Origin of the sequence: Aliiroseovarius sp. F47248L (genome assembly GCF_023016085.1) — a bacterium.
Lineage (GTDB): Bacteria > Pseudomonadota > Alphaproteobacteria > Rhodobacterales > Rhodobacteraceae > Aliiroseovarius.
Window position 1 is genome coordinate 689,963 of the sequence record NZ_JALKBF010000001.1, and the last position, 23,800, is coordinate 713,762.

Consider the following 23,800-nt stretch of genomic DNA (forward strand, 5'->3'; position numbering starts at 1 on the left):
AAGGGAAAAATAGCACTAAAAGGTGAAATTCTCATCTTAAAAGGGACTCTTGCGCTGTTTTGCTGACAGCTAAGGCACCAAAGCCTAGCGGTAACGAAGAAGGGGCCGCCAGTGATGGCCGCCCCAAGACATGATTGTCGAAGTGATTACTCCAGCTCGATCATCAGATCCTTTGCGTCGATCTGTCCGCCAGGTTGCACATGCACGGCTTTGACCGTTGCGTCGCGTTCGGCATGGATGCCGGTTTCCATCTTCATTGCCTCGATGGTCAACAAAAGATCACCTTCGCGCACCGGTTGTCCCGCGGCCACCGAAACCGTAGCCACCACGCCAGGCATTGGTGCGCCCACATGGGCGCCATTGCCTTCTTCTGCCTTAGGGCGTTTTGTTGTCGACGCTTTTACCAACCGGTTCGCCACGCGAATAACACGCGGTTGCCCGTTGAGTTCAAAGAACACTTTGACCTCGCCGTCTTCGTTGGTTTCGCCCACGGCTTGAAGACGGATTTCCAGTGTCTTGCCGGGGTCGATCTCGGTCGAGATTTCCTCGCCCGGCTCCATCCCATAAAAGAAGGTTTTCGTAGGTAAGGTGCGCACCGGGCCGTATTGACGATGACGGCCCATGTAATCCAGAAACACCTTGGGATACATCAGATATCCGTTCAGATCCTCGTCGTCGATAGGCAGCCCCTCAAGCTCTTTTGACAGGCTGGCGCGGGTGGCTTCCAGATCGACGGGCTTCAGGTGTTTGCCGGGGCGCTCTGTGTTGGGCTCTTCACCCTTCAGCACTTTCTTCACAATCGTTTTTGGGAACCCGCCGGGGGGTTGGCCCAGGTTACCGCGCATCATATCCACTACGCTCTCGGGAAAGGCGACGTCAGTCTTGGGGTCTTCGACCTCCGCCCGGGTCAAGCCTTGGCTGACCATCATCAATGCCATGTCACCAACGACTTTCGAGGATGGCGTGACCTTCACGATATCACCAAACATCTGGTTCACATCCGCATAGGTCTGCGCCACCTCGTGCCAGCGTTCTTCAAGGCCCAGCGACCGCGCCTGCGCCTTTAGATTGGTGAATTGTCCGCCAGGCATCTCGTGCAGATAGACCTCCGAGGCTGGTGCGGCCAGCCCGCTTTCAAAGGCCGTGTATTGCGCGCGCGCGCCTTCCCAATAGTTAGAGATCTCGCGGATAGCCCCGATATCCAGCCCGGTGTCACGGTCGGTGTTGTCCAGCGCCTCGACGATGGACCCCAGACAGGCTTGCGACGTGCCGCCCGAGAACGCGTCCATCGCGGCATCGACGGCGTCAACCCCAGCATCGGCTGCCGCCAGAATGGTCGCCCCGGCAATGCCCGACGTGTCATGGGTGTGGAAATGGATCGGCAAGCCGACTTCGTCCTTCAACGCCTTGACCAGCACGCGAGCAGCAGCGGGCTTCAAAAGTCCCGCCATGTCCTTTAGACCCAACACGTGAGCACCCGCTGCTTCCAGCTCTTTCGCCATACCGACATAGTAATTCAGGTCGTATTTGGCGCGATCTGGGTCAAGGATATCGCCCGTGTAGCAGATCGTGCCCTCGCAGATCTTGCCCGAGGCGACCACCGCATCCATCGCAACGCGCATATTTTCAACCCAGTTAAGCGAGTCGAAGACGCGAAACACGTCAATTCCGGTGAGTGCAGCTTGTTGTACGAAAGCCTGAACCACGTTGTCGGGGTAATTGGTGTAACCCACACCGTTGGATGCCCGCAAAAGCATCTGCGTCATCAGATTGGGCATCGCTTCGCGCAGGTCGCGCAGACGTTGCCACGGGCATTCTTGCAAAAACCGATAGGCCACGTCGAAGGTGGCGCCACCCCAGCATTCGACAGAAAACAGCTCGGGCAGGTTGGCCGCGTAGGCGGGTGCCACCTTGATCATGTCAATCGAGCGCATCCGCGTGGCCAGCAGGGACTGGTGGCCGTCGCGCATCGTGGTGTCGGTGATCAACAGTTTTTTCTGCGCCTTCATCCAGTCCGCCACGGCTTGCGGCCCTTGAGCCTCTAACAGAGTGCGTGTGCCTGCCGTGGGTTGTGTACGCAAAGCGGGAGGTTTCGGTAGCTTCAGGTCGCTGTGGGGGGCGACGCGCCCTTGTGTTTCCGGGTGACCGTTCACGGTGATGTCTGCGATGTAGGTCAAGACCTTCGTGCCGCGATCCCGCCGCTTGGAGAACTTGAAAAGCTCTGGCGTTTCGTCGATGAATTTCGTCGTATATTGATTGTTCAGAAAAGTTGGGTGCTTCAGCAGATTTTCGACAAAGGCGATGTTGGTCGACACGCCACGCACACGAAATTCTCGCAAGGCACGGTCCATCCGAGCGATGGCTTTCTCGGGCGTCTGTGCCCAGGCCGTCACCTTGGTCAGAAGGCTGTCATAATACCGCGTGATCACGCCGCCTGCGTAAGCCGTTCCACCATCCAGACGAATACCCATGCCGGTTGCCGAGCGGTATGCAGTGATGCGGCCATAATCTGGGATAAAGTTGTTTTGCGGATCTTCTGTAGTCACACGGGTTTGCAGCGCATGGCCGTTCAGGCGGATGTCATACTGGCTGGCCTTGCCGGTCGCTTCGGACAGCGATTTACCCTCGGCGATCAGGATCTGCGCCTGCACGATGTCGATACCGGTCACTTCTTCGGTCACGGTGTGTTCGACCTGTACGCGGGGATTCACTTCGATGAAGTAGAATTTGCCGGTCTCCATATCCATCAGGAACTCAACCGTGCCGGCGCATTCGTAATTCACGTGAGAGCAGATCTTACGGCCAAGTTCGCACAGCTCTTCGCGCTGCGCTTCTGACAGATAGGGGGCAGGTGCGCGTTCGACGACCTTCTGATTGCGGCGCTGGACCGAGCAGTCACGTTCGTAAAGGTGATAGATGTTGCCGTGGCTGTCGCCCAGGATCTGCACCTCGACATGGCGGGCGCGGGTGATCATCTTTTCCAGATAACCCTCGCCATTGCCGAAGGCGGCTTCCGCCTCGCGCCGGCCTTCCAACACTTTTTCCTCTAACTCGTCCGGACCGTGGATCGGGCGCATCCCGCGCCCGCCGCCGCCCCAGCTGGCTTTCAGCATTAGGGGATAGCCGACACTTTCCGCTTCCTTTCGGATCGCCTTCATATCGTCGCCCAAGACTTCGGTGGCGGGGATGACGGGAACACCCGCATCAATTGCAACTTTGCGAGCCGAGGCTTTGTCACCCAACGCGCGCATGGTGGCGGCCTTGGGACCGATGAAAGTGATGCCATTGGCATCACAGGCATCTACAAAATCAGGGTTTTCTGACAGCAGGCCGTAGCCGGGATGGATCGCATCAGCGCCGCATTCGCGCGCGACGCGGATAATTTCATCAATCGAAAGATAGGCGGCAACAGGGCCCATGCCTTCGCCGATGCGATAGGCTTCGTCCGACTTGAACCGATGCAAGCCCAGCTTGTCTTCTTCCGCATAGACAGCAACGGTCTTCTTGCCCATTTCGTTGGCCGCGCGCATCACGCGAATGGCGATCTCGCCCCGGTTGGCGATCAGGATTTTCTGAAATTCCTGCATCTCACTCTCCCCCTTGTCAGGCCCAATATGCCGATTTGGGTGAAAGTCGTAGGCTGTGCTGCATTGCAGCGCAATAGGGTTTGTAAGAATTCGGTAAGGTTTAACGCATAATTGGTAATAAAAAATTACCAATTATGCGCAGATGAGGTGCCCGCGAATTGTGATTCTACCGTGATCGGGACAGCAAGCCACCAGGCTGGCGTGTGATTCGCCCCTCAAGCTCCAAATTGACCAGTTCGGGCAGGATGTCGCCTGACCCGGCGCCTGTCTGGTCGCCCAAATCCCGGATCAACTGATCTTCGGCCAAGGGACTTGGGCCAAGACGGGCCAGGATCTGGCTGTGCAAATCAGCGGTTTGTGACAGGGTTCTTTTGTCTTGAGGCTTGTGCAAGTCGACCTGCGGAGTGAGGGCAGGCTGGGTAGATATGACATCGGTTGCTTCTGCCGGACTAATCGCGTCAATCACGTCTTGCGCGCCACGGACAAGCGCCGCCCCGTCGCGAATAAGAAAGTTGCAGCCTGATGCGCGAGCGTCAAACGGATGTCCCGGCACGGCCAGCACATCGCGCCCTTGATCCAATGCGTTGCGCGCCGTGATCAAAGACCCGGATTTGGCTGCTGCTTCCACGACCACCACGGCCCGAGCCAATCCTGAAATCAGCCTGTTACGACGGGGGAAATGGCGGGCTTGCGGGGTCAGACCCGGTGGTTGTTCCGACAAGCGAAGCCCCTTGCGGGCGATATCTTCGGCCAGATCGGTGTTGTCTTTGGGATATATCACGTCAACGCCGCCCGCCATTACGGCCACCGTGTGGCCTGCGTCCAATGCGACTTCGTGCGCCACTGTGTCCACACCGCGTGCCAGTCCGGAAACGATGATAAATCCGGCCTCACTCAGGTCACGGGACAGTTTGCGGGCCATGCGCAACCCGATCGAGGACGCATTGCGCGCCCCGATCAGCGCCACCATTGGACGATGCAGCAGAGAAGTATCGCCCATCGCCCAGATGAAGGGCGGTGGGTCTGGGATTTCTGAAAGAAGTTCTGGGTAAGCCGGCGTACCCCATGTGATCATCTTGGCCCCGGCAAAACGCGCACGGCGATGTTCGGCTTCGGCTTCATCAAGCGGGCAGGGGGCATAGTCGTTAACGCCCGCGTTGGCGGCGACGTCGGGCAATGCGCGCAGCGCTTCTTGCGCCGAGCCATGTTCGGCCAACAGCCGAAAGAAAGTCGCAACCCCAACACGGCGCGAGCGCAAGAGACGGATCCACGCCAATTCATCTTCCACAGACTGAGGTGAGGGGGTGGGGTGCGTTAGGGAAGGTGATATTTTCAGGGGCATGATTGATTCCGTCTCTTGCGAGTTAACCATGCGCCCTAAGTGGTTAACGTCACCCTAACGTCAGTCCATCAGGAAATCCTGATGCAGACTGGCTTGTATTAGGCACGTGATCGGTCAGGGATTACGCCGCCGAACCCCCAACCGTTAATCCGCCGATCAACAGCGAGGGTTGGCCGACGCCCACAGGTACCGATTGCCCCGCTTTTCCACAGGTGCCTATGCCGGGGTCCATTGCCATGTCATTACCAATGGCGCGAATTTGCTTCATCGCGGCAGGACCATCTCCGATCAATGTCGCACCTTTTACAGGCGCGCAGACTTTGCCGCCTTCGACGCGGTAAGCCTCGGTACAGCTGAACACGAACTTGCCATTTGTGATGTCAACTTGACCGCCACCGAATCCAACCGCATAGATACCGTCTTTCAACTCGCCCAAAACCTCTTGGGGGGTAGCGGTGCCGCTTTCCATGATCGTGTTGGTCATCCGTGGCATCGGAGCGTGGGCATAGCTTTGTCGACGGCCATTGCCGGTCGGTGCAACACCCATAAGGCGGGCGTTCTGACGGTCCTGCATATAACCGACCAGCATGCCGTCCTCGATCAGGACTGCGCGGCCGGTCGGCGTGCCTTCGTCATCCACCGAGAGTGATCCGCGCCGGTCGGGCAAGGTGCCGTCATCGACCACAGTCACTCCTTTGGCGGCGACCTGCGTGCCCACAAGACCTGAAAAAGCTGATGTGCCCTTGCGGTTGAAATCGCCTTCCAGTCCATGGCCCACGGCCTCGTGCAACAGAATGCCGGGCCAGCCATTGCCCAGCACCACATCCATCACACCTGCGGGGGCTGGGACCGCGTCAAGGTTCACCAGCGCAATACGCAGCGCTTCGCGGGCCGTGGCTTGCCAAGTTGCTGGTTCCATCAACCCCGTCAGACCCGCGCGACCACCACCGCCAGACGAGCCGCTTTCGCGTCGTCCGTCCTTTTCAACAATGACCGAGATGTTCAGCCGTGTCATCGGGCGTGTATCGGAGACCAGCGCACCATCGGGACGCAGGATGTGAACCTCTTGCAGGCTCGCGGCAATCGTCGCGGATACTTGCACTACTCGGGGATCAAGGTCGCGGGCGAATGCGTCGATCTCGCGCAGGGTCTCGATTTTCAGACCGAAACCCGCATCCGCCATCGGATCGGCGTCTGTATAGAGTTTCTGATTGGTGCGAGCAGGTGCGTCGGCCCAGGTTCCACCCCCTTCACCGACCGCTAGACGCGCGGTACCGGCAGCGCGTTGCAAAGCCGCTTCGCTGATCTCGGAGGAATGCGCATATCCAGTCGTGTCCCCGCGCACCGCGCGTAACCCAAACCCTTCGGATGCATCATAGCTTGCGGTTTTCAAACGCCCATCGTCGAAGACCAACGCTTCGGATCGCATTCGTTCCAGAAACAACTCGCCATCATCCGCGCCAACGGTCACGTCCGCCAGCAGGCGTTGGGCGCTATCAGCATCCAGATGGGTCTCAAACGGGCGAAACGATGTAGCATCAGTCATGGGGGCCTCGAAATAGCGCTAAACGTGGGTTTTGTTGTTTAACCTGAGAAGGTTTTTCCTTGTTCCCAGCTTTCTAATATGGTTTCTCGTCGAAGAGAAACAAGGAATCCCGCGCCAGCGCTCGGGAGAGGTATGAGCGAGCCGCCGCCGCGTTGACCAAAGGGTCAGCAAAAAGGCCGCGCCGCACAGAGAAGAGAAAGACGAACATGATGCGTTTCAGCAGCCTTTTCGCCACTGCAACTGCTATTCTGACCGCCGGTCAGGCATTCGCGCAGGAAAATCTGGAAATCATCGGCAAACCGGTCGATGGCGCGATGGGTTTTCAACCCTCGGCAACCAGTGTCGCACAGGCGGCGCACGGGCTGGATGACATGATCAACTATATCATCTTCGCCATCACGATTTTTGTCACATTGCTGCTGGCGATCGTGATCGTGCGCTACAACCGTCGCGCGAATCCCGAGCCTGCAACCTTCACCCATAACACTCCGATCGAGATCATCTGGACGTTGGTGCCGGTCGTTATCCTGGTGTTCATCGGGGCGTTCTCGTTGCCGGTCCTGTTCCAGCAACAAGTTATCCCCAAGGGTGATGTGGTGATCAAAGCCACCGGATATCAGTGGTATTGGGGATATGAATATCCCGAGCACGAGTTTGGCTTCGACAGCTTCCTTCTGTCGCGTGATGAGCTGGAAGAGCATGGCTACAGCCAAAGCGAATACTTGCTGGCCACTGACACTGCAGTTGTCGTGCCGACCGGTAAGAAAGTTGTCATTCAGGTCACCGGCGCTGACGTGATCCATTCATGGACCATCCCGGCATTTGGTGTGAAGCAGGATGCTGTTCCCGGACGTCTGGCCGAACTTTGGTTTGAAGTCGACGAAGGCAAAGAAGGCATCTATTTCGGACAGTGTTCCGAACTGTGTGGCAAGGACCATGCCTATATGCCGATCACCGTCAAAGCTGTGACCCAGGAAGAATACGATGTCTGGTTGAAGGGCGCGATCGAGGAATTTGCGGGCGACATGAACTCGCTTCCCACCGTTCAGATCGCCGCAGCTGAGTAATCAATGCGGGGCAGGTACAAGCCCGTGCCCCGCCTCGGCCGTCCTGACTGGGGCGGTATCTGTCAACCGAAAACCACAACAACCAGAGCGCAAAAAACCCAATGAGCGACGCCAGCATTCAGAGCAACACCGACAGCCGCGAAGCCGGTTTTGGCGACTATTTTGCGCTGTTGAAACCGCGTGTGATGTCGCTTGTCGTATTCACCGCGCTGGTGGGGCTTCTGGCAGCACCCGTCGGGGTGAACCCTGTCGTCGGGCTTGCGTCGATCCTGTTCATTGCCGTGGGCGGTGGCGCATCGGGCGCTTTGAACATGTGGTGGGATGCCGATATCGACCGCAAAATGCGTCGCACTCAATCGCGCCCGATCCCATCGGGGAAAGTGACCGAGGGCGAGGCGTTTGCCATCGGCATGACGCTGTCTGCTATGGCCGTGGTCATGCTGGGTCTTGCAGCAAACCTTGTGGCTGCCGCTCTTCTGGCCTTTACGATCTTTTTCTACGTCGTGATCTATACCATGTGGCTGAAACGCTGGACCCCGCAGAATATCGTTATTGGCGGCGCGGCAGGGGCGTTTCCGCCGATGATTGGCTGGGCAGTGGCCACTGGTGGTGTCAGCATTGAAAGCGTGTTGATGTTTGCTCTGACTTTCGCGTGGACCCCGCCGCATTTCTGGGCGCTGGCGCTGTTCACCAAGGGTGATTATGCCAATGCGGGCGTGCCGATGCTGACCGTGACGCACGGGCGCAAAGCCACTCGCGCGCATATTCTGGGATATTCTTTGGTTCTTGCGGTCGTGGCCATCGCGTTGGGCCTGACCTCTATCGGTGGACCGGTCTATATGGCCATCGCGCTGATCCTGAACGGCCTGTTCATCAAGGGCGCATGGGATGTGTTCCGCCGTGATGATGCCGCCTCGGATGCGGACACCCACACAGCCGAGCGGGGGCTGTTCAAGCTGTCGCTGGCCTATCTGTTCCTGCACTACGGTGCCCTTCTGATCGAAGCCTCGCTGAAACCGTTTGGTCTTGGGGGTTGGGGCTGATGGCGATCAAGGTTGATCACGAACTGCACAAACGCCGTCTAAGCCGCAATATCGGTGTCGGCGTGGCATTGATTCTGTTTGTTGGGCTGGTTTACGGGCTGACAGTGGCCAAGGTCAGCGACCTCTATAAACCCGCGCCCGCAACATCGGAGGTCAGCGAATGAGCCTGACCCGCCCACAGAAAACAGCCGCCAAGATGGTGGGCGTTGTGATCCTGATGGGATCGCTCAGCTGGGCCGCTGTTCCCTTTTATGACTGGTTCTGCCGTGTGACCGGGTTTGGCGGTGAAACTGCCGTCGCACAACGCGGATCCGACGTGGTGCTGGATCAGAAAGTTCTGGTTCGGTTTGACGCCTCGAAAGAACGCGGAATGCCGTGGGACTTCAAACCCATGCAGCACGAGATGGAAATCAAGTTGGGTGAAACGGGATTGGCCTTCTACGAGGCCTATAACCCGACCGACCGTCCTGTCGCAGGCACCGCCAGCTATAATGTCGCACCTTTCGCAGCGGGTGGCTATTTCACCAAGATTGACTGCTTCTGCTTTGAAGAGCAGGTGTTGCAACCGGGCGAACGCGTGACCATGCCGGTCACATTCTATGTTGACCCGGAAATCCTTGATGACCGAGAGGCGAAATACCTCAAAGCCATCACGCTGTCTTACACTTTCCACGAAACAGAATTGCCGGACGAGTTTGCGCAGCTTGCGCCAACCGCCCCGGCAGTGCAAAACTGAGCCAGAAGAACAGGGACTAAACGCTTATGGCACATGCAAAGAACCACGATTATCACATCCTGCCGCCTTCGGTGAATCCGTTCCTCGGGGCTGTGGCGGGCTTCATCATGCTTTTCGGGGCTGTCCAGTGGATGGCCAACGGTATTCCCTGGATCTTCTTCATCGGACTGGCTGGCGTTCTTTACGTCATGTTCGCGTGGTGGTCTGATGTCGTTCACGAAGGTGAAACAGGCGATCACACATCTGTCGTGAAAATTGGCCTGCGCTATGGCGTGATCCTGTTTATTATGTCCGAAGTCATGTTCTTCGTTGCGTGGTTCTGGAGCTTCTTCAAACATGCATTGTACCCCATGACAGAAGGTTCACCGGCAATTGACGGTGTTTGGCCCCCTGAAGGGATCGAGACCTTCGACCCTTGGCACCTGCCGCTGATCAACACACTGATCCTGCTTCTGTCGGGCGCTGCCGTCACTTGGGCACACCATGCTATTGCCCATGAAAACAACCGGAAAGACCTGATCACGGGTCTGGCGCTGGCGGTTTTCCTTGGTGCAGTGTTCACCCTCTTCCAAGCCTACGAATACAGCCACGCCGCCTTCGACTTCGCGGGCAACATCTATGGTGTGAACTTCTTCATGGCGACGGGCTTTCACGGCTTCCACGTGATTGTGGGCACGATCTTTCTGTTCGTCTGCCTGCTGCGTGCGATGAAAGGGCAATTCACGCCAGAAAGCCATGTGGGCTTTGAAGCCGCCGCTTGGTACTGGCACTTTGTGGACGTGGTGTGGCTGTTCCTGTTCGCCGCAGTCTACATCTGGGGCGGTTGAACCTGACCCGAAAATAGTCCTATTCGGGGCGCGAGGGGAAACCTTCGCGCCCCTTTCACTTGACCCGCTTCGGACCCTTCATGAACTTTCGCCTGATCCTGACCGTCATTCTCAGCATCGCCATTCTGGTGGTGTTTCTGGGGCTTGGGAAATGGCAGTTGGATCGACTCTATTGGAAAGAAGGTGTGTTGGCCGAGATTGAAAGCCGGATTGCAGCATCCCCTGTCGATTTGCCCGAGCAACCTGACCCAGAACGCGACAAGTACCTGCCGGTGAAGATCGCAGGCACGATGGGGTCAGAGACGCTTCGAGTGCTGGTCAGCAGCCGGGATGCAGGGGCCGGGTATCGTCTGATATCCTCGCTCACCACGTCGAATGGCGCTGTGCTGATCGACCGGGGTTTTATCCGCGTGGACGATGCGGTGCCTGAAACGCCGGCTGAGCTTTTCACCGTGGTGGGCAACCTGCATTGGCCTGATGACCGCAACAGCGCCACGCCGGAGAACGAAGTTGATACAAACACTTGGTTTGCCCGTGATATCGACCAAATGGCCGAGGTACTGAACACCCGCCCAATCCTGATCATTGCACGTCAGATCACCCCTGCCGAACCGGGCATTCTGCCGATGCCCGTCACCAGCGCGGGCATACCAAACGATCACCTGGAATACGCTGTCACATGGTTTTTGATGGCTGCGACATGGGTGGTGATGACAGTCTTTGCGCTTTGGCGTATGAAACGCCGGACACGTGAAACTCTCGCCCCAAGGAGCGACTGAAATGCGCTATATCTCTACCCGTGGTGACGCCGCGGACCTCGGCTTTGAAGATGCCATGCTGACGGGCCTCGCCCGTGACGGCGGCCTTTATGTGCCTGAGACCGTGCCAACCATGAGTGCAGGCGATATCGCCGCCTTGGCAGGTTTGCCGTATGAAGAAGTCGCCTTTCGCGTGATGCGCCCCTTCGTGGGCGACACCTTCACGGACGCGGAATTCACCGACATCATCGCCAAGGCTTATGCAGGGTTCAATCACGATGCCCGTGCGCCCTTGGTGCAGCTTGGCCCCAACCATTTCCTCCTAGAGCTTTTCCACGGCCCGACGCTGGCGTTCAAAGACTTCGCGATGCAGCTGATCGGTCAGCTTTTCCAAGTGGCGCTGAGCCGCCGGGGCGAGAAAGTGACCATTGTTGGCGCGACCTCGGGCGATACCGGGTCGGCGGCCATTGAAGCGTTCAAGGGGCTGGACGCGGTCGATGTGTTCATCCTGTTCCCGCATGGCCGGGTCTCTGATGTGCAGCGTCGCCAGATGACCACCCCGGACGAGTCCAATGTGCATGCACTGGCCGTGGACGGCGATTTCGACGATTGCCAAGCGCGGCTGAAGGATATGTTCAACGACTTCGCTTTTCGCGATGCGGTGAAGCTGGCGGGCGTAAACTCGATCAACTGGGCGCGGGTGCTTGCACAGGTGGTGTATTACTTCACCTCTGCGGTCGCCTTGGGCGCGCCGCACCGAAAGGTCAGCTTCACGGTGCCTACTGGTAACTTCGGCGACATCTTTGCTGGCTACATCGCCAAGCAAATGGGCCTGCCGATTGACCAACTGGTGATTGCCACCAACCAGAACGACATTTTGCACCGTACAATGGAAACGGGCGCTTATACCAAGGCGGGAGTCACGCCGTCGATCAGCCCATCGATGGATATTCAAGTGTCATCGAACTTCGAACGCGTGTTGTTTGATGCCTATGGCCGCGACGGCAAGGTGGTGGCCGATCAGATGACTGACCTGTCAAAAGGCGGGTTCAAGATTAGCCAAGGCGCGATGGAGTTCCTGCGTGAAACCTTCGACAGTGGGCGCGCGTCCGAGGACGAAACGATGGCGCAGATCAAAACCGCTTTTGCTCGGACTGGCGAAGTGCTGTGCCCGCATTCGGCAGTCGGTGTGAAAGTCGCGAACGAACACCTTGGCACAAGCCCGATGGTCACGCTGGCCACGGCACACCCTGCGAAATTTCCTGCTGCGGTCAAAGATGCTTGCGGGCAGGACGCGCCGCTCCTACCCCATATGGCAGACCTGTTTGACCGTGAAGAACGCATGACCCGCGTGGCAAATGATCTGAACGCATTGAAAACTCTGATCTGTGAGCGCACCGGAAAGGCCATCCCTGCATGAACGTGCGTCTGGACCGACTTCCCAACGGCGTAAGCGTCGTGACCGAGTATATGCCGGGGCTGGAAAGTGCCTCTGTCGGGGTATGGGTGACGGCGGGTGGCCGCCATGAAACCCCTGCCCAGAACGGCATCGCGCATTTTCTGGAACATATGGCATTCAAAGGGACCGAGCGGCGTTCAGCGCTTGAGATCGCCGAAGCGATCGAGGATGTGGGCGGCTACATCAACGCGTATACGTCGCGCGAGGTGACAGCCTATTACGTGCGCGTCCTGAAAGACGACGTGGCGCTGGGGCTTGATGTTATCTCGGATATCGTGCTGAACCCGGTATTCGATACGGGCGAGATCGAGATCGAGCGCGGTGTAATCCTTCAGGAAATCGGTCAGGCGCTGGATACACCGGACGATGTGGTCTTTGACTGGTTGCAGGAAGCCGCGTTCCCTGATCAACCGATGGGGCGCACCATTCTTGGTCCCGCCGAGCGGGTGCAGAGCTTTGGGCGCGATGATCTTTCGACCTTTGTTGATCAACACTACGGGCCGGATCAGTTGATCCTGTCAGCCGCAGGCGCGGTGGACCATGACCAGATCCTGCGTCTGGCCGAGGCTGCCTTTGGGCACCTGAAACCCAGCAAACCGCGCCTGACGGATGTCGCGCATTGGTCCAGTGGTGCGCGCATCGAGGTGCGCAATGGCTTGGAGCAGGTGCATTTCACACTTGGGCTGGAAGCGCCAAGCTATCGCGATGATGCCTTCTATGCCGCCCAGCTGTTCAGCTCAGCCTTGGGCGGCGGCATGTCTTCGCGTCTGTTTCAGGAGGCGCGCGAAAAGCGCGGGCTGTGCTATTCTGTCTTCTCGCAGCTTGGCGCCTATGACGACACCGGGATGATGACGATATATGCCGGCACCTCGGGCGATGATATCGCTGATTTGTCCCGACTTTGCATTGACGAAATGAAGCGGGCTGGCAGTGACATTTCCGAACGCGAATTGGACCGCGCGCGCGTTCAGATGAAGGCGGGGCTGCTGATGGGGCTTGAAAGCCCGTCATCGCGCGCCGAACGAATGGCCAGACTGGTCGCGATCTGGGGTCGTGTGCCGCCGCTTTCTGAAACGGTCGAGAAGATTGACGCGGTTACACTGGCCGATTTGCGCGACTTCGGCGCAAGCCTGACGAAAGGTGAAATGGCGATGGCGGTTTATGGGCCGGCAGAAAACGCGCTAAGCCTTGATGTTTTGAACGAGAGGCGCGTTGCCTAATGTTGGGGCGGTCCAAGAAGGTCAGGATCGAAACTGAACGATTGACCCTGCGCCCGCCTGCGCATGGCGACTTTCGTGGTTGGGCTGCGTTGCGCACTGCCAGCCGGGAATTCCTGACCCCGTGGGAACCGATCTGGGCGCAGGACCACCTGAGCCGCAAAAGTTTCACTAATCGCGTCTATTGGGCCAATCGGTCGATCCAAGGGGGCACGGCGCTTCCACTTTTCATGTTTCGCCGCGCTGACAATGTGTTGGTCGGGGCGGTGACGCTGGATCACATCCGGCGCGGCCCGTCACAGGCGGGAACGACTGGATACTGGGTTGGCGAACGCTTTGCGCGCCAAGGCTACATGCGTGAAGGGCTAGAGGCGGTGGTCCATTACGCCTTCAACGAACTTGACCTGTCACGATTGGAAGCAGGTTGCCTACCTGAAAATGCTGCCTCGCGCGGAGTTCTGGAAAAGGTCGGTTACAAATACGAAGGCGTGGCGCAAAGCTATCTGCAGATCAACGGGCGCTGGCGCAATCACGTGCTCTATGCCAACCTTCGGTCAGACCGGCGGGGGCGCACGCAGGCGGGATAAGTCAGCAACGGGGCAATGATGGGCGATCTGAAGTCAGTGGACGGTGCATTTAAGACCCGGCTGCGCGCTGTGTTGCCGGAACAGGTGTTTCGACCCCTTACCCCGACCTACCAAGAAGAACCTCGTGGGATGTTTCACGGCTCGGGCGGGTTGGTTCTTGCACCATCCTCAACCAATGACGTTTCTCTGGTCATTCAAGAATGTGCAGCGGCCCGCATTCCGGTGATTCCTTTTGGCGGTGGCACTGGACTGGTTGGCGGGCAAGTTATGCCCGGTGCCGCCCCGGTGATCCTGAGCCTTGAACGGATGTCCCGCATTCGCGACGTGCACCCATCCGAGAACGTATTGGTGGCCGAGGCGGGTGCAATCCTTGCCGATGTTCTAGCTGCAGCGCAGGCAGCGGGGCGCCTGTTCCCGCTGTCGCTGGCGTCCGAAGGATCTTGCCACATCGGAGGGTGTCTGTCGACCAATGCGGGTGGGGTGAATGTGCTGCGCTATGGCTCTGCCCGCGATCTGTGTCTTGGGGTTGAGGCGGTGTTGCCGGACGGGTCCATCCATCACGGGCTGAAGCGATTGCGCAAGGACAATACGGGGTTTGATCTGCGCGCGCTTCTGTGCGGGGCCGAGGGAACGCTGGGCGTGATCACCGCCGCCAGCCTGCGCCTCTATCCCCGACCAGCGCGGCAGGGCACTGCGCTTCTGACCGTGCGCGACCCAGCTGCGGCCATGGACCTGTTGGCCTTGGCGCAGGAACGGATGGGGCAAGGGATCAGCGCGTTCGAACTGATCAAAGGCACCGGGCTGGACTTTCTGAAAGCCAGTGGTTTGGGCGGTGCGCAGCCCTTTGCCTCAAGGCCGGACTGGTCGGTCTTGATCGAGATTGGGTTGGGGTTAACTCAAGACCCCGAAGCCGAATTGGCGGCTGTCTTTACCGAGGCAGAGCGTATAGGTCTGAGCCACGATGGCGTGATTGCACAAAGCAGTGGGCAACGCGACGCGCTTTGGAAGCTGCGCGAAGAAATTCCTTTGGCCAATAAGACCATCGGCGCGATCAGTTCGCACGACATTTCCTTGCCCTTGTCTGCCATCGCCGATTTTCTGACGGAAGCTGACGCGGCTCTTGCACGCGTTGGTTCATTTCGCATCAACGCCTTCGGACACCTGGGCGACGGAAATTTGCACTACAACGTGTTTCCGCCCGATGGTCAGGTGGCCACCGATTTCGTCAAGATGCGCCAGATGGTGCGCGATGTTGTCTATGGTCTGGTGCAGCAATTCGACGGATCGTTCAGTGCCGAGCATGGCATTGGCCGCTTGAAACCGGGCGAATTGCAACGCTACGGTGATCCCGCGCGGCTGGAAGCGATGCGCAAGATCAAAGATGCGCTTGATCCGCTGGGGATAATGAATCCCGGTGTAATCTTCAGTCAAGCGTGATGGTTTCAAATAACAACTGATCAAATGCAACAGAAAACGCCCCGCCAGTGTGGGGCGAGGCGTTGCACGAAATGTCATGCCAGCAAGCAGCGCCTGAAATTCGGTCAGGCAGGACAAGTCTAGACGTTCAAAGTTAACGAGAGGTTCACAACCCCTCAAACTCGCACAAAACATGGACATCCATGCCCATTTCCTCAAGCAACTTGCGCCCGCCCAGTTCGGGCAAATCGACGATGAAGGCGCATCCGACAATCTCGCCCCCCAACCGTTCGATCAGTTTGATGCCTGCCCCTGCGGTGCCGCCGGTGGCGAGCAGGTCGTCAACCAGCAGAATTTTCTCGCCGGGCTGGATCGCGTCGTCGTGGATTTCAACGACTGCTTCGCCATATTCCAGCGTGTAGGATTGAGACAGAGTGGCACCGGGCAGCTTGCCTTTCTTGCGGATCGGCACAAAGCCAAGGGTCAGCTGGTGCGCAATTGCGCCGCCCAGAATGAATCCGCGCGCCTCAAGCCCGACGACCTTGTCAATCTGCTCGCCAGCATAGGGGTGTAGCATCTGATCAACCGCCATGCGAAACCCGCGCGGGTCGGCAAACAGGGTGGTCACATCGCGAAACAGGATGCCCTCATGCGGGAAGTCGACGATGGTTCGGATGTAATCCTTGACGGTCTTGCTCTTGTTCATGAGAACGCCTTTCGCGAATTAGTCGGTAATGGTGTGGCGCAATCCGAGTAACGACGCAAGCGACGCATGGTCACAGAACGCGCCCCGCAACGGCGTCCAATTTGGCTAAAAGTGTGGGATCGCGTTTGTCCGGTGCCGTCATGATCGCCATGTCCAGAGCGCGGTCACACCCATGCAGGCATGGTGCGCGGTCGGCCCCCAGAAGTCCCGGCAGCCCCGCCACCATGCGCTTGGCCTTATTGCCATTGCCGGTAAGGGTGGCGATGACCTGGGCCACGTCCACCTCGTCATGGTCGGGATGCCAGCAGTCGTAATCTGTGACCATCGCGACCGAGGCATAGCAAAGCTCGGCTTCTCGGGCGAGCTTTGCTTCGGGCATATTCGTCATGCCAATCACATGCGCCCCCCATTGGTCACGATACATCCGGCTTTCGGCGAGGGTTGAAAACTGCGGACCTTCCATCGCCAAATAGGTGCCGCTCTCATGCACTGTGACACCCGCCGCTCTGGCCGAGGTAGCGCAGGCCGCGGACAAACGTGGGCAGGTCGGATGGGCAAAGCCCACATGGGCAACACAACCCGATCCGAAGAAACTTTTCTGACGCGCGAAGGTGCGGTCAATGAATTGATCTACAATGACAAAATCGCCGGGTGCCATGTCCTCACGGAATGACCCACAAGCTGACACACTGATCATATCCGTGACGCCCAGACGTTTTAATGCGTCGATGTTCGCGCGATAAGGCACGTCCGAGGGCGCATGAACATGGCCGCGACCATGCCGGGGTAGAAACGACATTCTTACCTCGTCCAGCATCCCGGTTAGGATCTGGTCAGATGGAGTGCCCCAAGGACCATTCACGCTCTGCCAGCACGCGCTGTTCAATCCATCAATCTCGTAAATGCCCGAGCCACCAATGATCCCGATATGCACGTCCATGCCTGTCTCCTTGTTCTGTTGGGGTCACGTTATCGTGCCGTTTGCGCTGTTGCCATGCGGCAAATGCAAGTCAGTTTCCCTTATGGGGCATTGTTTACGCTATCGTTTGCCTGTAGGCAGCGCACATCGCGAACAGATTTCCCCAGACGAGGTTACCCGATGCCCCGAGCCCTTTTGGCACGTTATGCCGCCCGTATTGAACGCCCCGACTTGCGCCTGTCGCAGTCCGAAGAACTGACGCCCAACCGCATCAAGATCGAGGTACTGTCGGGATTGACCGTCGCGCTGGCCTTGGTGCCGGAAGCCGTGGCCTTTGCCTTTGTGGCTGGTGTGCATCCGTTGGTGGGACTCTACGCGGCGTTTCTTGTCGGGTTGATCACAGCTGTGATCGGGGGGCGACCGGGCATGATTTCAGGTGCGACGGGCGCGCTGGCTGTGGTAATGGTGGCGCTGGTCGCCAAGCACGGGGTGGAATACCTGTTCGCCACGGTGATCTTGATGGGATGTTTGCAGGTGTTTGCGGGGATTATGCACTGGGGCAAATTCATCCGACTGGTGCCGCACCCGGTGATGCTGGGCTTCGTAAACGGGCTGGCGATCGTAATTTTCCTGGCGCAGCTGACGCAGTTCAAGAACCCGGACAATACGGAACAGTGGCTGACCGGTCTGAAGCTTTTCAGCATGTTGGGTCTAGTGGGGCTGACCATGTTGATCATATGGGGCATGCCGAAACTGACCAAGGTCATTCCGGCACCACTGGCGGGGATCGGGATCGTTGCAGGTATCGTCATCGTCTTCGGAATCGACGTGCCGACTGTGGGCGACATGGCGTCGATCAAGGGGGGGCTGCCTAGCTTCCACAATCCGTTCGGCACGGGTGAGGGGATTTATCCCCCTGCCATGCTCGCGCCCTTCACGCTTGAAACGCTGTGGATCATCCTGCCTTATGCGATAATCCTTGCGGCAATTGGTCTGATCGAAAGCCTTCTGACCCTGAACCTTGTGGGCGAGATGACGGGACATCGTGGCGGTGCCTCGCAGGAATGTATTGCTCAAGGTACGGCGAATGTTGTCACCGGCTTCTTCGGCGGCATGGGCGGTTGTGCCATGATCGGTCAGTCGATGATCAACGTGAAGTCCGGTGGACGCACGCGGATCGCCGGGATTGCAGCGGCAGTGTTCTTGCTTCTGTTCATCGTGGCGGCATCCTCGTGGATCGAGATGATTCCGCTGGCCGCCCTCGTCGGTGTCATGTTCATGGTGGTGATCGGCACCTTTGCGTGGAACTCGCTAACCATCCTGCGCCGAGTGCCAAAGACAGATGCGTTCGTTATCCTGCTGGTGACGGCGGTGACGGTTTACGAAGACCTTGCGGTCGCTGTGGTCGTTGGTGTGATCGTCTCGGCGCTGGCCTATGCGTGGAACGCAGCGGCGCGCATTCATGCGGAGACACGCGAAGAAAACGGGGCCAAGGTCTATGACGTCGAAGGCCCCTTGTTCTTCGGTTCTTCGGACGGATTTGTTGAACTGTTCGATGTGAAGAATGACCCCGATCTGGTGATCATCGAATTCGCTCGCTCGCGCGTGGTTGACCAATCCGCTTTGCAAGCAATCGAGGCTGTGGCCCTGAAATATGAGGCCGAAGGCAAGAAGATCCAGCTGCGCCACCTTAGCCGTGATTGTCACCGGTTACTGACAAAGGCTGGGCACCTGATCGTCGATAGTGACGACGACCCGGATTACGAGGTCGCCGCCGATTATTCGGTGCGCACAGGTATTTTAGGTAGCCACTAGGCGTCAGGCGCCAGCGCCTCCAGCCCATCCAGATCGCCTGCTTCCAGCGCATGTCGTGCTTGGGCGATCCGATCAACCGGCCAGTCCCACCAGGCCAACCGGTTCATCTTTGCGATGTCTTCGGGCGGTAGGCGCAACTTGACCACCCGTGCAGGGTTGCCTGCGACAATGGTATAATCTGGCACGTCCTCGCTCACCACGGCGCCCGCGCCGATGATAGCACCATTGCCGATGGTAACAGCGGGGCAGACAATCGCGCCGTAACCCAGCCAGACATCATTGCCGATCTTGGTCTCGCGGCTGTCCGGTTGCGTCATGACTTCCTGATCCAGAGCGAAGATGCCAAACGGAAAGCTTGTCAGCCCGTAATGGGCGTGGTTCGCTGCAGCGGTGATGAAACGCACACCATGGGCGATCTGGCAGAACCTGCCGATGGTCAATTGCCCCTCGGACATCGGGAAATGATAGGGGGCAAGGCGTGCTGCCCAACCATCGGGCGGCGGTGGATCGAAATCCGAGGCGTAGGTGTAATCGCCCACGTCGATATTGGGTTGATCAATCACGTTGGACAGAAGAACGGTGCCCTTGTGGATCGAGCCATCGGGCAGGGTAATGGGGTGGACGCGCGTGGCGTCTGGCATGGAAAACGGCATGTGGCCTCCTTGAATACAGAAATGAAGACATCAGGCCGAATTGTTCATGTCACCCTCCATGGTTGCACAGAGTTTAGCAGGCGGGTGACATCTCGTCTATTCACCTGGACGGCTCAGGGTGAATTTCTCCCGTACAACCGTGTAATCGCGATAGCCCAGCCGCGCCAAGGGTCGGGCGCGGGTGATGTCGAACATGCCGTCGATCATGCAATCTTCACGCAGATGTATGCCTGTGACCTCGCCGAAGCACACAAGGTTCTCGTCCCCTGGCAATCGGGTGATCTGTGTCAGCTTGCATTCCAATGCAGCGGGCGCTGCGGGCAGGCGCGAGGCGGCAATCGTCGTGCATTCGACCCGCTCCAGCTTCGTCAATGCGATCTCGTCCACATCGCGCGCATAGCTGCCCGAGGAAATGTTCATCGCGTCGGTCAGGTCTAGCCCGACCATGTGAACGCAAAATACACCGGATGCGTTGATGTTGTCTAATGTGTCCTTGCCCAGATCGCGATCACCTTTACCAGAGGTAGACGCGAACATCACCTGTGGCGGGGCATAGGCTACACCGTTGAAAAAGGAATAGGGGGCAAGGTTCTCGGACCCGTCTGCACCTCGTGTTGAAATCCACGCGATGGGGCGCGGGACAATCAATGCGTTGAATGGATTATGGGGCAGTCCGTGCCCATCTTTCGGCTCATAGAACACCCGCTTCTCCCTTCCTTTTCTGTGTGTTGCCGTGATAGCAGCAAAGAACGACAGATGGCGAGGGGCAGCGGGTGTACCACCTGACAGTAGAAACCGACAAAGACTGGTGGGAGGTCGAGGCGCTCTATGACCTTTGTTTTGCGCCAGGGCGCGAGGCCTTGTCATCATATCGGTTGCGTGATGGGGTCGACCCGGTGGCGCGTCTATCGCTGGTTGCGCGTGATGACGCGGGAATATTGGCAGGCGCTATACGCTATTGGCCTGTTGTGATTACCAGTGGCGACAAGTCACATGACGCTTTGTTGCTTGGGCCGGTCGCCGTTCACCCGACCCGTCAGGGTGAGGGGTTGGGCGGGCATCTGATCCGTGAAAGCCTTCTGGTGGCAAACGATCTGGGAATGGAACGTGTAATGCTGGTTGGGGATGCCCCATATTATTTGCGGTTCGGCTTTTCAAAACTCAGGGATGTGGTGATGCCTCCCCCAACCAATCCGGAGCGCGTTTTGGCCTATCGCTTGCAGGATGGCAAATGGGACGGCGTGACTGGAGATGTCATGCGCGTCACATCCGCACCTGACGATCCCGTTTAACGGAGGTGAACAGATCGATCTGATGGGTGCCGCCCGATTGGCTGGCCATCCGGTTCAATCTGTCATGCCACGTTCTGCGCGGCCATGTGTTGCGCCGAACCGAGGTGATGACTGCAGCGCCCAGCACAGCAAGGGCACCGGACAGGGCATAGGACAAAAACGCCCAAATTGCCCCAATATCAAAGCTGATTGCGAGCGCAGCAGCTGCGGTTCCAGTGAAAATTCCGGTGATGATAAAACTGATCGGCATGAGGGTTCTCCTTATTCCGTTCCAGTTTTGTTCCAAACTGGTGAATAAAGTGATAACCGCCAAGAATTTTCATCAACCCTTAGACAGCGACCGAAGACTGGGCCGGCTTTTTTCGCGTTAAATGTTCAAGCACTGCCGGTCGGACTGATTGCGCCCCAGACAGGCGTGCTTCGTCGATAACATCACGAAGCTCAAGAAGATTTGTGCGCCGTATCAGGTGCTTGACCGGTCCGATCGAAGCTGGGCGCATGGACAGATGCCGCATGCCTAGAGCCGCAAAACAGACGGCTTCAATGGGACGGCCTGCGTCTTCCCCACAAAAGCTCAAGGGGGTGCGGGCGGCATCGCATCGGGTGACGATTTCTTCGATCAGGTTCAGAAACGAGACGTTCAACGTGTCATATCGGCGACGCACACGCTCGTTTTCGCGGTCGGCCGCAAAGAAGAACTGTTTCAGATCGTTGCCGCCGATCGAGATGAAATCGGCCATTTCAAAGAACTGCTGCGGGGCAAACACCATAGAAGGTGTTTCAAGCATTGCGCCGATCTCGGTCGTCTCTGGCAAAATATGACCAAGCGCGCGTTCACGCTCGATCTCGGCCAACACCATTTCACGGGCATCGCGAAATTCATCAGTCTGGGCGATGAACGGGAACATCACGCTGAGCTTGCGCCCAGCGGCAGCCCGGATCAGCGCCTGCAACTGCATCCTCATGACGCCGGGCTTATCCAGCCCGACTCGGATTGCCCGCCAACCAAGCGCAGGATTGGGTTCGTCCAGCGGGTTCATATAGGGCAGCACCTTGTCCGACCCAATATCCAGCGTGCGAAACACCACACGTTTGCCCTTGGCTGCGTCCAGAACACGGGCATAGGTAGCAGCCAGATCACCGCGACGAGGCACGCGATCCACAGTCAGGAACTGAAGTTCGGTTCGGAACAGGCCAACGCCGGCTGCGCCCGAGTTTTCAAGCGATGGCAAGTCGGCCATCAACCCGGCATTCATATGCAGTAGCACCTCGGTGCCACACAGACCCATGGCAGGTTTGTCGCGCAGACTGCGATAGCGTTCCTGCTGTGCAGCCTCCATCGCCATTTTGTCACGAAACGCGTTGACCACGGTTTCTTCCGGGCGCAGGTGGACGATCCCGTTTTCACCATCCACAAGGATGTGATCGCCATTCAGAGCTTCGGTCGATATGCGACCCGCCTGAACGATCAATGGAATAGCCAGCGCGCGCGCAACAATGGCAGCATGGCTGGCAATCGAGCCTTCTTCTAGCACGATCCCGCGCAGGCCGCGCCCGTATTCCAGCAACTCGCCGGGGCCGATATTGGTGGCAATCAGGATCGGGTTCTCGGGCATTTCTGCGCCTGTTTCCTTGCCTTGGCCGGTCAAGATACGCAGTAGCCGGTTGGAAAGATCGTCCAGATCATGCAAACGTTCGCGCAAGTAAGCATCAGGCACCTGGCTCATCCGGGCACGGGCGGCGGATTGTTCTTTCTCGACGGCGGCCTCGGCGGACAGGCCACGATCAATGTTTTCTTCCATCCGGCGTTGCCAGCCCTTCGAGTTGGCAAACATCCGATAGGCTTCAAGGACCTGCATTTGGTCTTTGTCCTTGGTCAGCGTGTTGGCCAGAAGTTCGTCCACCGACACGCGCAACTGCTCGATCCCGTCGTGCAGACGTTCTTTTTCTGCATCAGGGTCATCGGCGACGGGGTTGGTCACGACGACGCGTGGGTCATGCAGCCAGACATGACCTTCCGCAGCGCCTTCTTGCCCCACGCCACCCGTGAAAGTGGTTGCGCGCTGGTGCAGGGCGCCCATTGCTTCGCCTTCGCCTACAAACGCGCCTAGCTCAGTCATTTCGGCCAGAACCATAGCGACGACTTCCAGCCCATAAAGCTCGTCCGCCGAATATTCGCGTTCGTCTTTGGACTGAATAACCAGAACACCAAGGTTTTCGCCCAGACGCTGGATTGGCACGCCAAGGAAGCTGGAGTAAATTTCTTCTCCAGTCTCAGGCATATAGCGGAACCCCCGTTCAGATGGGGCGTTCTTGGTATTGATCGGGCGACCGCGGCGGGCGACGCGACCGACAAGACCTTCTCCAACGCGCAGGCGAGTCTTGTGAACCGCTTCCGCATTCAGACCCTCGGTAGCACAAAGCTCTAACGTTTCACTGTCCCGGAACAAATAGATTGAACACACTTCGACGCCCAAACTTTCGGCGATCAAGGATGTAATTCTGTCCAGCCGTTCCTGCCCCTGCGATGCAGAGGCGAGGGTCTCGCGCAGTTTGACAAGAAGTTTACGACTGTCACTTTGCTGGCTTTCTGCCATTCTCACCATTCCCTGTTCCTGTGGACGTTGCCGGGGACCCGCAGATGGGTAATCCGTCGAACCACTTGGACGAACCCTACCGTAGTGGTAGTAGGACAGGTTTTCCAGAAACTACTTTCGTTCTTTTGCGCTAACACACGGCTGGTGGCGACTTATTGCGCAGATGCCCGTCATTTCAGCAGTTTGCTAGTGGGATTGGCAGTATGCATCTTTGGTGACTTGGCTGCGCATGC

General features: G+C 58.0%; 21 protein-coding genes. 12 read left to right on the forward strand and 9 right to left on the reverse strand.

The features are described from left to right. Window positions 1-146: 146 nt before the first annotated feature. From MWU51_RS03470 to tldD, 3 genes are all read right to left on the reverse strand, one after another. Window positions 147-3,587, reverse strand: coding sequence for a pyruvate carboxylase (locus MWU51_RS03470; RefSeq protein ID WP_247034738.1), 3,441 nt, complete (start codon window positions 3,585-3,587; stop codon window positions 147-149). Window positions 3,588-3,753: 166 nt separating this feature from the next. Next, window positions 3,754-4,929, reverse strand: a complete 1,176-nt coding sequence (gene dprA / locus MWU51_RS03475; protein ID WP_247034740.1) for a DNA-processing protein DprA — start codon at window positions 4,927-4,929, stop codon at window positions 3,754-3,756. A gap of 121 nt (window positions 4,930-5,050) precedes the next feature. Further along, window positions 5,051-6,475, reverse strand: coding sequence for a metalloprotease TldD (gene tldD, locus MWU51_RS03480; protein WP_247034742.1), 1,425 nt, complete (start codon window positions 6,473-6,475; stop codon window positions 5,051-5,053). Window positions 6,476-6,684: 209 nt separating this feature from the next. On the opposite strand from tldD, the gene coxB reads away from it, so the two are divergent. From coxB to MWU51_RS03530, 10 genes are all read left to right on the forward strand, one after another. Further along, window positions 6,685-7,542, forward strand: a complete 858-nt coding sequence (gene coxB / locus MWU51_RS03485) for a cytochrome c oxidase subunit II (protein ID WP_247038670.1) — start codon at window positions 6,685-6,687, stop codon at window positions 7,540-7,542. A gap of 101 nt (window positions 7,543-7,643) precedes the next feature. Beyond that, the gene (gene cyoE, locus MWU51_RS03490) at window positions 7,644-8,585 is read left to right on the forward strand and encodes a heme o synthase (protein WP_247034743.1); all 942 of its coding nucleotides are present in this window, start codon (window positions 7,644-7,646) and stop codon (window positions 8,583-8,585) included. Beyond that, window positions 8,585-8,749 (forward strand): hypothetical protein, encoded by a 165-nt coding sequence (locus MWU51_RS03495; RefSeq protein WP_247034744.1) that lies wholly within the window; start codon window positions 8,585-8,587, stop codon window positions 8,747-8,749. The genes cyoE and MWU51_RS03495 overlap by 1 nt, the downstream gene beginning before the upstream one ends. After that, the gene (locus tag MWU51_RS03500) at window positions 8,746-9,321 is read left to right on the forward strand and encodes a cytochrome c oxidase assembly protein (protein ID WP_247034745.1); all 576 of its coding nucleotides are present in this window, start codon (window positions 8,746-8,748) and stop codon (window positions 9,319-9,321) included. Before MWU51_RS03495 ends, MWU51_RS03500 begins: the two co-directional genes overlap by 4 nt. A gap of 26 nt (window positions 9,322-9,347) precedes the next feature. Beyond that, the gene (locus MWU51_RS03505) at window positions 9,348-10,148 is read left to right on the forward strand and encodes a cytochrome c oxidase subunit 3 (protein WP_247034746.1); all 801 of its coding nucleotides are present in this window, start codon (window positions 9,348-9,350) and stop codon (window positions 10,146-10,148) included. Between the two features lie 80 nt (window positions 10,149-10,228). After that, on the forward strand, window positions 10,229-10,927 hold the full coding sequence (locus tag MWU51_RS03510) for an SURF1 family protein (RefSeq protein ID WP_247034747.1): 699 nt from the start codon (window positions 10,229-10,231) through the stop codon (window positions 10,925-10,927). Window position 10,928: 1 nt separating this feature from the next. Then, window positions 10,929-12,326: a threonine synthase gene (gene thrC, locus MWU51_RS03515; RefSeq protein ID WP_247034748.1), complete on the forward strand. Its 1,398-nt coding sequence runs from the start codon at window positions 10,929-10,931 to the stop codon at window positions 12,324-12,326. Then, entirely contained in the window at window positions 12,323-13,585 is a 1,263-nt protein-coding gene (locus MWU51_RS03520) for a pitrilysin family protein (protein WP_247034749.1), read from the forward strand. Before thrC ends, MWU51_RS03520 begins: the two co-directional genes overlap by 4 nt. Next, window positions 13,585-14,169, forward strand: coding sequence for a GNAT family protein (locus MWU51_RS03525; protein WP_247034751.1), 585 nt, complete (start codon window positions 13,585-13,587; stop codon window positions 14,167-14,169). The genes MWU51_RS03520 and MWU51_RS03525 overlap by 1 nt, the downstream gene beginning before the upstream one ends. Window positions 14,170-14,187: 18 nt before the next feature. Continuing rightward, window positions 14,188-15,606 carry an FAD-binding oxidoreductase gene (locus tag MWU51_RS03530; protein ID WP_247034752.1) on the forward strand — a complete coding sequence of 473 codons (1,419 nt, stop codon included), beginning with the start codon at window positions 14,188-14,190 and terminating at the stop codon, window positions 15,604-15,606. A gap of 145 nt (window positions 15,607-15,751) precedes the next feature. On the opposite strand, the gene MWU51_RS03535 is transcribed toward MWU51_RS03530, so the two are convergent. Both MWU51_RS03535 and MWU51_RS03540 read right to left on the reverse strand, forming a co-directional pair. Next, the gene (locus tag MWU51_RS03535; RefSeq protein ID WP_247034754.1) at window positions 15,752-16,291 is read right to left on the reverse strand and encodes an adenine phosphoribosyltransferase; all 540 of its coding nucleotides are present in this window, start codon (window positions 16,289-16,291) and stop codon (window positions 15,752-15,754) included. A 70-nt stretch (window positions 16,292-16,361) separates the two neighbouring features. Then, on the reverse strand, window positions 16,362-17,231 hold the full coding sequence (locus MWU51_RS03540) for an S-methyl-5'-thioadenosine phosphorylase (RefSeq protein WP_247034756.1): 870 nt from the start codon (window positions 17,229-17,231) through the stop codon (window positions 16,362-16,364). Between the two features lie 159 nt (window positions 17,232-17,390). On the opposite strand from MWU51_RS03540, the gene MWU51_RS03545 reads away from it, so the two are divergent. Beyond that, entirely contained in the window at window positions 17,391-19,025 is a 1,635-nt protein-coding gene (locus MWU51_RS03545) for a SulP family inorganic anion transporter (RefSeq protein ID WP_247034758.1), read from the forward strand. On the opposite strand, the gene MWU51_RS03550 is transcribed toward MWU51_RS03545, so the two are convergent. Together MWU51_RS03550 and MWU51_RS03555 are read right to left on the reverse strand one after the other, a co-directional pair. After that, window positions 19,022-19,678 carry a CatB-related O-acetyltransferase gene (locus MWU51_RS03550; protein WP_247034760.1) on the reverse strand — a complete coding sequence of 219 codons (657 nt, stop codon included), beginning with the start codon at window positions 19,676-19,678 and terminating at the stop codon, window positions 19,022-19,024. The two genes, MWU51_RS03545 and MWU51_RS03550, sit on opposite strands and share 4 nt — an antisense overlap. A gap of 96 nt (window positions 19,679-19,774) precedes the next feature. After that, complete coding sequence (locus MWU51_RS03555; protein WP_247034761.1) at window positions 19,775-20,380, reverse strand: flavin reductase family protein; 606 nt, start codon at window positions 20,378-20,380, stop codon at window positions 19,775-19,777. 71 nt (window positions 20,381-20,451) lie between these two features. On the opposite strand from MWU51_RS03555, the gene MWU51_RS03560 reads away from it, so the two are divergent. Beyond that, window positions 20,452-20,970 (forward strand): N-acetyltransferase, encoded by a 519-nt coding sequence (locus tag MWU51_RS03560; RefSeq protein WP_247034762.1) that lies wholly within the window; start codon window positions 20,452-20,454, stop codon window positions 20,968-20,970. Here the strand turns inward: MWU51_RS03560 and MWU51_RS03565 are convergent. Further along, window positions 20,942-21,220, reverse strand: a complete 279-nt coding sequence (locus MWU51_RS03565; protein ID WP_247034764.1) for a hypothetical protein — start codon at window positions 21,218-21,220, stop codon at window positions 20,942-20,944. The genes MWU51_RS03560 and MWU51_RS03565 overlap by 29 nt on opposite strands. A gap of 79 nt (window positions 21,221-21,299) precedes the next feature. Next, entirely contained in the window at window positions 21,300-23,567 is a 2,268-nt protein-coding gene (gene ptsP / locus MWU51_RS03570) for a phosphoenolpyruvate--protein phosphotransferase (protein ID WP_247038672.1), read from the reverse strand. Window positions 23,568-23,800: the final 233 nt, after the last annotated feature.